This window comes from Agrococcus sp. UYP10 (assembly GCF_040547205.1).
Lineage (GTDB): Bacteria > Actinomycetota > Actinomycetes > Actinomycetales > Microbacteriaceae > Agrococcus > Agrococcus jenensis.
This window is the reverse complement of the sequence record NZ_JBEPPG010000001.1, coordinates 973559-985852: the sequence shown is the minus strand read 5'-3', so window position 1 is coordinate 985852 and position 12294 is coordinate 973559. Positions and strand designations below refer to the sequence as shown.

Here is a 12294-nt window from a genome sequence, read left to right as displayed (position 1 = left end):
CCTGAGTCGAGGCGGGATCCTTGGGGTCAACAGATTCTAGGTGGCGGGCATTCCCGCGTGGCCGGGCTCGCTGACGACCGCGAGCAGGTCGCCGGTGGCGGCGTCGACGACGATCAGGCCGGCCGTGGGCCACTCGGGGGTGCGGCGCACGACGGGGTGGTGCACGCGGGCGCGCGAGCGGCGATCCCACGAGTCGACGAGTCGCGCGGTGTCGGCGTCGACGATGAGCACGGCGGGGTGGGCGTGCGCGAGCGACGACGACGCATCCGACGACCACCAGCCCTCGACCGCGAGCGGACGAGGTGCGGACTCCAGCTCGAGCTGCTGCTTGCGCTCACGGGTGAGCGACGCGCCCACGATGGCCCCGATGCCTGCGGCGACGCCGACGAGCAGCGGTCCGGCGACGCGGATGAGCGAGCTGGCCATGCGATCCCCCTGGCGTTGATCCCCGGCTGCCTGCGACGGTGCCGGGTCGCCAGCCTAGACGCCGAGCTTGTGGGCTTGCCCAGTGGGATGCGGCGCTCAGACCGGCTCGGCGGGCTCCACGCGCTCGACTGGCTCGGCGCTCGAGCGTCCGCGGCGGAACCGGTCGAGCACCACGTCGACCGTCGCGCGGAAGTCGGGGTTGCGCGTGATGAAGAGCAGCCCGAAGTAGATGAGCCCCATCACGAGCCCGGCGGCGACGCAGGTGGTGACGGCGCCGAGCACGTTGATGGTGCCGAAGCCGCCTGGCCGGTAGCCGCCGAGCGCCAGCACGACGCCGAAGCCCGCGGCCGCGGCGAGCAGGCCGTACGCGAGGTACTGGATGTGCCGGATGGCGATGAGCTTGAAGCCGAACGGGCCGATCTTCACGCGCACGAGCACGAGCCAGACGGCGAAGGAGATGAGGTTCGCGACCGAGACAGCGAGGGCCGTGCCGGCGATGATCCACTCCGGCGGCAGCGTCGACGCCCACCACAGGCCCGCGAACGTGACGAACATGCCGAAGCACGAGTAGACGAACGCGGTGCGGGTGTCGCCGAGCGCGAAGAAGACGCGCTGCACCACGTACTCGGCGCTGAACGCCACGAGGCACACGAGGAACGCCCAGATCACCCAGGCCATCGCCATCATGAGCTCGAACCGCGGCTCGAGGATGCGCGCGAACGGCACGGCTACGACGGCCAGCACGAGCGCCGAGATGGTGGTGAGCATGCCGACGGCTCGCAGCGCGCTCGAGAGGTCGGCGCGGATGCCGCTCATGTCGTGCGAGGCCGCGTGGTGCGACATGCGGGTGAAGTAGGCGATGGCGATCGAGACGGCGATGATCGAGTGCGGCAGCGAGAACAGGTACCAGGCGTTCTGCATCGTCAGGATGTTGGCGCCGTCGCCGAGCGTCGCGACGCGCGACTGCACGAGTCCCTTGACCTGCCCGATGATGACGATGCCGAACAGCCACAGCGAGGCCTTGCCGGTCGCGCGCAGGCCCACGCCGCGCCAGCCGAAGTCGAGCCGGAACCGCATCCCGGTGCGGCGGAAGAAGAGCACGAGCACGAGCGCCTGCACGGCCACGCCGGCCGTGGTGACGAGGCCGAGGACCATCACGCGGTCCCAGTCCCAGACGTCGATGCTGCGGTTCACGGCCTCGCCGCCGAACAGCCAGATGAAGAAGCCCAGCCCGGCGATCGAGATGACGTTGTTCGCGACCGGCGCCCAGGTGTACGGCCCGAACTGGCTGCGGGCGTTGTAGATCTCGCCGAGCAGCGTGTAGATCGCGTAGAAGAGGATCTGCGGCATGCACCAGTAGGCGAGGCCGATCGCGACGGTCATCTGCTCGGCGCTGAAGCCGTCGCCGGCGATCGCGTAGAGGTCGACGAGCACCGGCGCCGCGACCGTGGCGATCACGGCGAGGCCGATGAACACCGAGCCGCCGAGGGTCAGGATCTTCGAGACGTACGCCTCGCCGCCGTCAGCCGCCTTCGACGCCTTGACGATCTGCGGCACGAGCACCGCGCTCATGACACCGCCGGCGACGAGCGCGTAGACGTTGTTGGGCAGCTGGTTGGCGAGGCCGAACGCCGCGCCCGCCGCGGAGCTGGACTGGCCGATCGCGATGACGAGCATCGCCATCTTGATGAACCCCAGCACCCGCGACACCATGGTGCCCGCCGCGATGATGGCGCTTGCCTTGCCTGTGCTCACAGGGACTCCTTCACGGGCTGATCGCGGGCTTCGCGATCGCTGATGTCATCGGCGTCGCCGTGGGCCTCGCCCCGGCGGCGCTTGCGCACCGACCGCCAGATGCCGAAGGCGATGAGCAGCACGATGGCGATGCCCAGCGCGACGGCGACGGCGGTCTCGATGGTGGGCTGCGCGGTCACGCGCATGATCTGGGGCTGTCCGAGCGGCACGCCGTCGGGCGTGTGCAGCTGCGCGACCATGAGCACCGTACCGGTGCCCACGACGTCGATCGGCACCTGCACGCGCTGCTGCGTGCTCGCGGCGAGGCTGATGTTCGTGCTCGGCTGCGGCACGGAGACGAGCGCGTTGAGCGGTCGCAGCGACAGCACGACCTGCACGGGCACGCTGAGTCTGTTCGCGATCGTGATCGGCAGCGGCACGCTCTCGCCCACGGCCCGGATGTCGCTGCCGCCGACGATCTGCACCGCCTCGCGCACCTGGCTCAGCTCGCCGCCCAGCCCATCGATGGCCGTGCGGTCGGCATCGGTCACGGCCCGGCCGGCATCCGGCAGCGCCGCCAGCAGCGTGAGCCGGAGCCCCGACAGCAGCGACGCGGGCTCGTCGACGATCGTGGCGACGCGCGACGCCTCGGCCTCCTGCGCGAGCGCGGCGCTCACCAGCTCGGCGCCGGCGTCGCGCTCGGGGTCGTCGATCGTGGCGAGCACCGCCTCACGGGTGGGCGTCTCGAGCGCGTCGTCGATGCTCACCGTCTCGACGAAGCCGGCGTCCGCGAGCGTCTCGAGCACCGCGACCGGCGATCCCTGGGTGGTGGCGGGCAGCACCGCGGCGAGCGTGCGCGGGTCGCTCGGTCGCTCGCGGGTGATCGTGGCGAGCAGCGCGACGAGCTCGGCGCGCCCTTGCGCCGCGGTGTCGGCGTTCGGGTCGGTCGCGTCCTGCAGCCGCTGCTGCACCTCGGCATCCGCGGCGAGCACGTCGACGCCGCCGACGCTCGCGTGCGCGCTCGGCGTCCTGCCCTCGAGCGTCTCGGCGAGGTTGTCGGTCGAGAGCACGACGGTGCCCATCCCGGCGAGCGTCCCGAGCTCCGCATCCTGCACGATCGCGCCGGTCGCGTCGATCACCGGCATGCGTGAGCCGACCTCGCCGGCCGTGCCGGGGAGCGGCTCGTCGTCCTCGACCGGGATGCCGAGCGGCTCGACCGGGAAGGCGCCGGCGCGGGCCTGCGCGATCGGGTCGGCGTTGGCGTACAGCAGGGGATAGGTGTCGCGGGTCTCCGCGAGCTCGAGCCAGTCGCCGGCCGACTCCGGCGCGTCCGTGCCGAGCGCCTCGGCGCTCGCGCCGATCGCCGGGTCGACGCCGATCGTCGCACCGGCGTCGATCGCCGCGTCGAGCGCTTCGTCGGTGTCGCCGCCGGGCTCCGTGAGCGATTCCAGCTCCTCCGCGGTGAGCAGGCCGGTGGCGTCGACGCCGGCGTCGATCGGCGCGGCGAGCGCCAGGCGCGTCGGGCTCGCCTCGCCCGGCTCGTCGCGGACCACGACGCTCGTGGCGCCCTCCATGTCGGGCGCGGATGCGGCGAGGCCGTAGGCGCCCCAGCTCGCGCCGTCGAGCCCGAGCGCACCCGCATCGACCGTGATGGTCGTCGAGGTGCGGCCGAGCGCCGCGACCGCGGGCAGGTCCAGGGTGGCGACCAACGAGCTCGCGAGGATCCCGTCGCCCTCGAACCAGCGGCTGAGCCCGTAGCGGGTGCCGATCGGCGCGCTCGTGCGCAGCACCTCGATGCGCGTCGGAGGCAGGCTCTCGCGGGTGGGGTTGCGCAGCAGCACCTCGACCTCGAGCGCCTCGCCCTCGCTCAGCAGCGGGTCGACGGGCGCGAGCATGAGGGTCGGCGCCTCGTCGGTCGCCGTCGTCGCGCTCGCCGCGCTCGGAGCGAGCAGCGGGCCGGCGAGGAGTGCCGTCGCGACAGCCGCGGCGGCGCACGCGGTCGCGCGCCGACGCGCGAGGCGACCTGCCGACAGCATGGCTGACAGGGTACCGCCGAAGCATCGGCGCGGCCGTGGTGCCGCGCATCCGCGCGGGCGACGGCGAGCGGCCCTGCCAGAATGGTGTCTCGTGACCGACATGGCTGAGGCGACCGCGCGACTGCACGCACTCGTCGCATCCGCGCCGACCGCGCAGCTGGCAGAGGCCTTCGCCGGCGCCGGGCACGAGCTCGCGCTCGTCGGCGGCCCGGTGCGCGACGCCTTCCTCGACCGGCCGGTCACCGACCTCGACTTCGCCTCGAGCGCGACGCCCGACGAGATCCACGCGCTCGTCGCCCCGCTGGCCGACGCGACCTGGGACGTGGGGCGCGAGTTCGGCACGATCGCCGCGCGGATCGGCGGTGCCGACGTCGAGATCACGACCTACCGGGCCGACACGTACGACGGCGTCTCCCGCAAACCATCCGTCGCCTTCGGCGACTCGCTCGAGGACGACCTCGAGCGTCGCGACTTCACGGTGAACGCGATGGCGCTCATGCTCACGCCACGGCGCGACGGCAGCGAGACGACGGTGCCGCAGCTCATCGACGTCGGCGGCGGGCTCGAGCACCTGCTGCAGGGCGTGCTCGACACCCCGATGGCGCCCGAGCGCTCCTTCGACGACGACCCGCTGCGCATGATGCGCGCCGCGCGCTTCGCCGCGCAGCTCGGCTTCGAGGTCGCGCCGCGGGCGCTCGAGGCGATGGCCGTGCTCGCCGAGCGGATCCGCGACATCTCGGCGGAGCGGGTGCGCGACGAGCTCTCGAAGCTGCTGCTGACGAGCACCCCGGTGCCGGGGCTGCGGCTGCTGACCGACGCGGGCATCCTCGACATCGTGCTGCCGGAGGTGCCGGCGCTGCGGCTCGAGGCCGACGAGCACGCGCACCACAAGGACGTCTTCGAGCACTCGCTCACCGTGCTGCAGCAGGGCATCGACCTCGAGGCATCGCGCAACCCGGATGCGGCGCCCGACCTCGTGTCGCGGCTCGCCGGCCTGCTGCACGACATCGGCAAGCCCGCCACCCGACGCATCGAGGGGCGGGTCGTCACGTTCCACCAGCACGACCTCGTCGGCGCGCGGATGGCGAAGCAGCGGCTGAAGGCGCTGCGCTTCGACAACGACACCGTGAAGGCGGTCGCGCGGCTCGTCGAGCTGCACCTGCGCTTCTACGGCTACGGCGAGCAGGCGTGGACCGACTCCGCGGTGCGCCGCTACGTGCGCGACGCCGGACCGCTGCTCGAGCGGCTGCACATCCTCACGCGCTCCGACGTCACCACCCGCAACCGCCGGAAGGCGGAGCGGCTCGACTTCGCGTACGACGACCTCGAGCACCGGATCGCCGAGCTGCGCGAGCAGGAGGAGATGGACGCGGTGCGTCCCGACCTCGACGGCGAGCAGATCATGGCGATCCTCGGCATCCGGCCCGGCCGCGAGGTCGGGGAGGCGTACCGGATGCTGCTCGAGCAGCGCCTCGAGCACGGCCCGCTGGGCGCCGAGCGCGCGGAGCAGGTCCTCCGCGACTGGTGGGCGTCCCGCTGATCTGACCTCGTTCTCAACGGACCAGCTGGTCACGCGAGGGCAGTATCACCCCGAGCTGCCACACGCTCCGTTGAGAATCTCGTGGCGGCGGAGTGGCGCGTGCGGTAGGATCGACAGGTTGCGCGGACTCTGATCCCGCACATGCATACCCTCCTGCTGCAGATCGTCTGCAGCCGTTCTAGTCCGAAGGAGGTGGGTGAAGCATGCAGCAGTACGAACTCATGGTGATTCTCGACCCGGAGGTGGACGAGCGCACCGTCGCTCCGTCGCTCGACAAGTTCCTCAACGTCATCCGCAACGATGGCGGCACCATCGAGAAGATCGACATCTGGGGCCGTCGTCGCCTGGCATACGAGATCGACAAGAAGACCGAGGGCATCTACGCCGTCGTCAACTTCTCGGCCGAGTCCGCCACGACCGACGAGCTCGACCGCCAGCTCGGCCTGTCGGAGGCCGTCATGCGCACCAAGGTGCTGCGTGCCGAGACCGCCGTCTCGCAGACCGGTGACTCGAAGCGCCACTACGACGCGAAGGCAGCCAAGGCCGCAGCCAAGGCCGACAAGGCCCCCGCGGCCCCCGTCGACGCGACCCCCGCAGCCCCCGCAGCCCCGGCAGCCACCGAGGCTCCCGCAGAGGTCGAGGCCAAGTAGCCATGGCGGGCGAGACGATCATCACGGTGGTCGGCAACCTGACGGCTGACCCGGAGCTGCGCTACACGCAGAACGGGCTCGCGGTCGCGAACTTCACGATCGCGTCGACCCCCCGCACCTTCGACCGCCAGGCGAACGAGTGGAAGGACGGCGAAGCGCTGTTCCTCCGCGCGTCGGTCTGGCGCGAGTTCGCCGAGCACGTGTCGCAGAGCCTGACGAAGGGCTCGCGCGTCATCGCGCAGGGTCGCCTGAAGCAGCGCTCGTTCGAGACGCAGCAGGGCGAGAAGCGCACGGTCATCGAGCTCGAGGTCGACGAGATCGGCCCCTCGCTCCGCTACGCGACCGCGCAGGTCACCCGCGCGCAGGGCGGCGGCGCAGGCCGCAGCTCCGGCGGCCAGGGCGGCGGCGGCAACTTCGGTCAGCCGCAGCAGGTCGCGGACGAGCCGTGGGGTCAGCCCGCCCAGCAGCAGGCGCAGCCCGCATCGGGCGGCGACGTCTGGGGCGCGCCCGGCACCTCGTACAACGACGAGACGCCCTTCTAAGGCTTCTCGGCACCAAGCACTCACGGGACGGCAGTCCCGAGCACGAAAGAAGGACACATGGCTGGCAAGCCGCAGAACAACCGCAAGCCGCGGGGCCCGAAGGGCGGAAAGCCGCTCGCTCCGGCGAAGGCGATCAAGGTCGGCGTCGTCGACTGGAAGGACGTCGCGACGCTGAAGAAGTTCATCTCCGAGCGCGGCAAGATCCGTGCCCGTCGCATCACCGGCGTGTCGGTGCAGGAGCAGCGCCTGATCGCCAAGGCGATCAAGAACGCGCGCGAGATGGCGCTCCTGCCCTACTCCGGCGCCGGACGCTGAGGGGGCTGAGGAACATGGCAAAGCTCATCCTCACGAACGAGGTCTCCGGCCTCGGCTCCGCTGGTGACGTCGTCGACGTCAAGACCGGCTTCGCTCGCAACTACCTCGTCCCGCAGGGCCTCGCGGTCATGTGGACGCGCGGTGGCGAGAAGCAGGTCGAGCAGATCAAGGCAGCCCGCGTCGCACGCGAGCACGCCACGATCGAGGAGGCGCAGGACCTGCGCGCCCGGCTCGAGGCGAACCCCGTCACGCTGACCGCGAAGGCCGGCGCAGAGGGCCGTCTCTTCGGCTCCATCCAGACGAAGGACATCGCCGACGCCGTCCAGGCGGCCGGCCACGGCTCCGTCGACAAGCGCGTCATCGAGATCCCGACGCCGATCCGCTCGGTGGGCGACCACCAGGCGACGGCTCGCCTCCGCGACGACATCGTCGCCACGATCACCCTCAAGGTGGTCGCCGCGAAGTGACGTTCCCCGTCACCGCTGTCGGGCCCGCATCCCCTGTGGATGCGGGCCCTTCCGCTTGCCCTCGCGCGCGCCTGGGCGGACCTTCGATGGCCCGCTCGCACAACCTTCAACGTGCACTTGACACCACATTCCACACACCGGATGTGGAAAGGGAAATGCCCGGTCAGAGCGCGTTTCCTCGCTTATCCGCAGTTCGAATCCACAGATCTGTGCACAGGCCTGGGGATGCAGCGGGGCTGAGCGCTCGGCGTTTCGCGGAGCTGTCCACAGCTCTCCACAGCGCTCTCCACAAGCCCGATTCGACGGGGCGGCTCAGCGCTCCTAGCCTGTGCGAGGCTCCCTCGATCGATCGGTGTGGGCGGCCTGCGCCATCATCTGGCGCACAGGGGGGATGGGCATGACGGACCTTGCAGAGATCGGCCTCGACGAGAGCCGCTACAGCGAGCGCACCCCGCCGCACGACATGCTCGCCGAGCAGTCCGCGATCGGCGGCATGCTGCTGTCGAAGGATGCGGTCGCCGACTGCCTCGAGACGGTCCGCGGCAACGACTTCTACCAGCCGAAGCACGAGATCGTCTACGAGGCGATCCTGTCCCTCTACTCGCGCGGCGAGCCGACCGACGTCATCACGGTGGCAGACGAGCTCACGAAGACCGCGATGCTCTCGCGTGCCGGCGGCGTGCAGTACCTGCACTCGCTGACGTCGATGGTGCCGACTGCGGCGAACGCCGGCTACTACGCCGAGATCGTCGCCGAGAAGGCGGTGCTGCGGCGGCTCGTCGAGGCGGGCACCCGCATCGTGCAGATGGGCTACGCCTCGGAGGGCGAGGTCACCGACCTCGTCAACCACGCGCAGGCCGAGATCTACTCCGTGATGGGCGAGGACCAGTCCGAGGACTACGTGCCGCTCAGCCTCGCCGTCGAGTCGGCGATCGAGGAGATCGAGGCCGCCAAGGGCCTCGATGGCGTGATGACGGGCGTGCCGACCGGCTTCCGCGAGCTCGACGAGCTCACGAACGGCCTGCACCCGGGCCAGCTGATCGTCGTGGCCGCCCGACCGGGCCTCGGCAAGTCGACGCTCGCGATGGACCTCGTGCGGTCGTGCTCGATCAAGAACGACATGCCGTCGGTCTTCTTCTCGCTCGAGATGGGGCGCACCGAGATCGCCATGAAGCTGCTCTCGGCCGAGTCGAGCATCCTGCTGCAGAAGCTGCGCAAGGGCGCGATCGAGGGCCGCGACTGGACGACGCTCGCGCAGGTGCGCGGGCGCATCAACGACGCGCCGCTCTACATCGACGACAGCCCCAACCTCACGCTCGTCGAGATCCGCGCGAAGTGCCGGCGGCTCAAGCAGCAGGCCGGCCTCAAGATGGTCGTCGTTGACTACCTGCAGCTCATGACGAGCGGCAAGAAGGTCGAGTCGCGCCAGCAGGAGGTCTCGGAGTTCTCCCGCTCGCTCAAGCTGCTCGCGAAGGAGCTGCAGGTGCCGGTCATCGCGCTCTCGCAGCTCAACCGAGGCCCGGAGCAGCGCGGCGACAAGAAGCCGGCGATCAGCGACCTCCGCGAGTCGGGCTCGATCGAGCAGGACGCCGACATCGTGATGCTGCTGCACCGCGAGGACGCGTACGACCGCGACATCCGCCCGGGCGAGGCCGACATCATCGTCGCCAAGCACCGAGGCGGCCCCACGAAGACGATCCCGGTCGCGTTCCACGGCCACCTCGCGCGCTTCGTCGACATCGCGCCCGGCATGGGTGGCGACGGCGGACCTGGCATGCCGCCCGGCGGCACGCCGTTCGGCGGCACGCCCTACGGCGCGCCGCCGCCCGTCGAGGGCTGACACGACGAAGGGCCCCGGTCGATGCGACCGGGGCCCTTCCTCGTGCGCTGCGTCAGCCCTGCTGGCCGATCGCGAAGTCGACGCGACCGTCGGGGGTCGCGGATGCGTCCAGCACCTTGTCGTCGAGCGCGACGACGGCCGACGGGTCGAGGAAGACCTTCGCGCCGGCGGACTCGACGACCTGGTCGTCTGCCTCCGGCAGCTCGGCGACGGTGACGTTGAGCCCGGCGCCCTCGGCGTCCTGCGCGATCCTCAGGCCGCCCGTCTGGGGCGCCTGCGCGCCGTCGACGATGCCGGTGATGATGGTCTGGGCGTTCTCGGTCAGGGTGAGCATGGCTGCTCCTTCCGTTGGCGAGCCGGCCACGATGCCGAGGATCGGCCGCCGATGCAAGCGGCGGTCGACGCCGGGCGTGTCGGTGCGGGGGAGGCGTCCGCGCAGGACCCTGCCAGACTGGCTGCATGCCCACCGACTCCGAGGCGCGTGTCGCCGTCTACATCGACTTCGACAACATCCTCATCTCTCGCTACGACCAGATCCACGGTCGGGGCGCCTTCCACGCGGACAAGGTCCGCACGCTCACGACCGACGGCCGCGAGTCGAAGGCACGCACCCGCTTCTCGCAGGCGACCGTCGACCTCGGCGCCATCATCGACTACGCCTCGAGCTACGGCTCGATCGTGCTGAGCCGTGCGTACGCCGACTGGTCGGTGCCTGCCCACGCCGCGTACCGCGACCAGCTGCTCGCGCGCGCCGTCGACCTCGTGCAGATGTTCCCGACCACGCGCTCGCTCAAGAACGGCGCCGACATCCGCCTCTCGATCGACGTGGTCGAGGACCTGTTCCGGCTCGACAACATCACGCACGTCGTCGTGGTCGCCGGTGACAGCGACTACATCGCCCTCGCGCAGCGCACGAAGCGCCTCGGTCGCTTCATGGTGGGCATCGGCGTGGCCGGCAGCACCTCCAAGTCGCTCGCGGCCGCGTGCGACGAGTTCGCCGACTACGACGCGCTGCCCGGCATCGAGCCCGTGCAGATCGACGAGCCCGAGCCCGAGCCCGACGCCCCCGAGCCGACCCCCGCCGAGGCCGAGGCGATCGTCGCGGAGGCCGAGGAGGTGGCCGCCCAGCAGCAGCCCACGCGGGGTCGCCGCAGCCGGCGCGCGTCGAGCGCCTCGGTCGCGGCCGAGACCGACGAGGTCGCCATGACCACCGCGCAGCGCGGCGACGCCGCGACCGGCCTGCTCGAGCGGGCGATGCGCATCCTGCACCAGAAGAACGACGACGAGTGGCTGCACGCGAACGTCGTCAAGGAGCAGATGAAGCGGATGGACCCGGTGTTCAACGAGAAGTCGCTCGGCCACCGATCGTTCACCGACTTCGTCACCGCGCGCGGCGAGATCGTCGACATGCGCGAAGAGGGCCAGGCTCGCCTGCTGCGCCTCAAGGGCGACTGACGCGCCACTCGTCGCCCGCCGCGTGCGGATGTCGGCGCCATCCGGCAGGATGACGGCATGCCGGAGCTGCCAGAGGTGGAAGCGCTGGCGGCCGATCTCGGCGAGCGCCTGATCGGCCGCACGATCCGGCGCGTCCAGATCGCCGAGGTCGCCGCGCTCAAGACGTTCGACCCGCCGGTCGACGCGCTCGAGCACGCGGTGATCACCGGCACCGGGAGGCGCGGCAAGCACCTCGTGATCGACGTCGAGCGCGACGAGGAGCCGCGGCGCCTGCACCTCGTGCTGCACCTCGCCCGATCGGGGTGGATCCGGTGGCGCGCGGAGGCGCCGAAGCCGACGACCGGGCGCGGTCGGGGACCGCTCGCCGCGCGCGTCGTGCTCGAGCGACCGGAGGGCGACGAACGGGTCGGCGGCGACGGCTTCGACGTCACCGAGCAGGCCACGCAGAAGCGGCTCGCGATCCACGTCGTGGCGCATCCCGACCAGGTGCTCAGCATCGCGACGCTCGGCCCCGAGCCGCTCGACGCGTCGTTCACCGAGGAGCGGTTCGCCCAGATCCTCGCGCACGCGGGCCGCGCGCAGATCAAAGGCGTGCTGCGCGATCAGCAGCGCATCGCCGGCATCGGCAACGCCTACTCCGACGAGATCCTGCACGCGGCGCGGATGTCGCCCTTCCATCCGGCGTCGATGCCGCCCGACGACGTGCACCGGCTGTACGCCGCGCTGCAGCAGGTGCTGGGCGACGCGGTCGAGCGCGCGCACGGCGTCACGGCGTCCTCGCTCAAGAGCGAGAAGCGGCAGGGCATGCGCGTGCACGGCCGGAAGGGCGAGGCGTGCCCGGTGTGCGGCGACACCGTGCGGCAGGTGATCTACGCCGACAGCACCTTCGAGTACTGCGCGACCTGCCAGACGGGCGGGAAGCCGCTCGCCGACCGGGTGCTTTCGCGGCTGGGCGTGCGGCGCTGAGCGCGCAGCGTGTCGCTGGCGCCCGCAGGAGCGGTCAGACCGAGCCGGTCACCACGCTCCAGGGCTGGATCGTGACGATCTGCACGCCCGGCGCGCCGTAGTACGGGTCGCGGGCGAGCGCCGTCTTCACCTCGGCGACGTCGTCCGTCGCGAACAGCAGCAGCGCTCCCGACTGGTCGGCGAAGGGGCCGGCGGCGACCAGCAGCCCCTGCTCGTGCATCTCGCCGAGCAGCTCGCGGTGGCGCGGGCGCAGCTCGAGGCGGGCGGGGTCGTCGGAGAACGAGAGGATGACGGCGATCATGCCCCCAGCCTAGGCACCCTCG

The 12294-nt window shown here is 71.3% G+C and carries 11 protein-coding genes and 2 pseudogenes; 8 read left to right on the top strand and 5 right to left on the bottom strand.

Annotated features, from left to right (window positions below; translation table 11 throughout):
- Nucleotides 1-36 precede the first annotated feature (36 nt).
- The 3 genes from ABIB37_RS04875 to ABIB37_RS04865 all read right to left on the bottom strand — a co-directional run bounded on the left by ABIB37_RS04875 (nucleotide 37) and on the right by ABIB37_RS04865 (nucleotide 4196).
- On the bottom strand, nucleotides 37-426 hold the full coding sequence (locus tag ABIB37_RS04875) for a hypothetical protein (protein ID WP_354257438.1): 390 nt from the start codon (nucleotides 424-426) through the stop codon (nucleotides 37-39).
- Nucleotides 427-522: 96 nt separating this feature from the next.
- On the bottom strand, nucleotides 523-2181 hold the full coding sequence (gene murJ, locus ABIB37_RS04870) for a murein biosynthesis integral membrane protein MurJ (protein ID WP_354257435.1): 1659 nt from the start codon (nucleotides 2179-2181) through the stop codon (nucleotides 523-525).
- Nucleotides 2178-4196 carry a DUF6049 family protein gene (locus tag ABIB37_RS04865; protein WP_354257432.1) on the bottom strand — a complete coding sequence of 673 codons (2019 nt, stop codon included), beginning with the start codon at nucleotides 4194-4196 and terminating at the stop codon, nucleotides 2178-2180. Before ABIB37_RS04865 ends, murJ begins: the two co-directional genes overlap by 4 nt.
- A gap of 91 nt (nucleotides 4197-4287) precedes the next feature.
- Between ABIB37_RS04865 and ABIB37_RS04860 the strand changes: the two genes are divergently transcribed.
- From ABIB37_RS04860 to dnaB, 6 genes and pseudogenes are all read left to right on the top strand, one after another.
- A complete protein-coding gene (locus tag ABIB37_RS04860; protein WP_502914029.1) occupies nucleotides 4288-5736 on the top strand; it encodes a CCA tRNA nucleotidyltransferase in 1449 nt (482 codons plus the stop codon).
- Between the two features lie 203 nt (nucleotides 5737-5939).
- Nucleotides 5940-6302 (top strand): annotated as a pseudogene (gene rpsF / locus ABIB37_RS04855) (30S ribosomal protein S6); the annotation flags it as partial.
- Between the two features lie 86 nt (nucleotides 6303-6388).
- Nucleotides 6389-6928: a single-stranded DNA-binding protein gene (locus tag ABIB37_RS04850; RefSeq protein ID WP_123696690.1), complete on the top strand. Its 540-nt coding sequence runs from the start codon at nucleotides 6389-6391 to the stop codon at nucleotides 6926-6928.
- Nucleotides 6929-6985: 57 nt separating this feature from the next.
- The gene (rpsR, locus tag ABIB37_RS04845) at nucleotides 6986-7243 is read left to right on the top strand and encodes a 30S ribosomal protein S18 (RefSeq protein ID WP_354257426.1); all 258 of its coding nucleotides are present in this window, start codon (nucleotides 6986-6988) and stop codon (nucleotides 7241-7243) included.
- Nucleotides 7244-7257: 14 nt separating this feature from the next.
- Complete coding sequence (rplI, locus tag ABIB37_RS04840) at nucleotides 7258-7710, top strand: 50S ribosomal protein L9 (RefSeq protein WP_354257423.1); 453 nt, start codon at nucleotides 7258-7260, stop codon at nucleotides 7708-7710.
- Nucleotides 7711-8107: 397 nt separating this feature from the next.
- Nucleotides 8108-9460 (top strand): annotated as a pseudogene (gene dnaB / locus ABIB37_RS04835) (replicative DNA helicase); the annotation flags it as partial.
- 142 nt (nucleotides 9461-9602) lie between these two features.
- On the opposite strand, the gene ABIB37_RS04830 reads toward dnaB, so the two are convergent.
- Complete coding sequence (locus ABIB37_RS04830) at nucleotides 9603-9884, bottom strand: Fe-S cluster assembly protein HesB (RefSeq protein WP_123696694.1); 282 nt, start codon at nucleotides 9882-9884, stop codon at nucleotides 9603-9605.
- 125 nt (nucleotides 9885-10009) lie between these two features.
- Here ABIB37_RS04830 and ABIB37_RS04825 point away from each other — a divergent pair, with 125 nt between their 5' ends.
- Nucleotides 10010-11005, top strand: a complete 996-nt coding sequence (locus ABIB37_RS04825; RefSeq protein ID WP_354257420.1) for an NYN domain-containing protein — start codon at nucleotides 10010-10012, stop codon at nucleotides 11003-11005.
- 57 nt (nucleotides 11006-11062) lie between these two features.
- Nucleotides 11063-11971 carry an Fpg/Nei family DNA glycosylase gene (locus ABIB37_RS04820; protein WP_354257417.1) on the top strand — a complete coding sequence of 303 codons (909 nt, stop codon included), beginning with the start codon at nucleotides 11063-11065 and terminating at the stop codon, nucleotides 11969-11971.
- 34 nt (nucleotides 11972-12005) lie between these two features.
- On the opposite strand, the gene ABIB37_RS04815 is transcribed toward ABIB37_RS04820, so the two are convergent.
- Nucleotides 12006-12272 (bottom strand): YciI family protein, encoded by a 267-nt coding sequence (locus tag ABIB37_RS04815; RefSeq protein ID WP_123696697.1) that lies wholly within the window; start codon nucleotides 12270-12272, stop codon nucleotides 12006-12008.
- Between the last annotated feature and the right edge of the window lie 22 nt (nucleotides 12273-12294).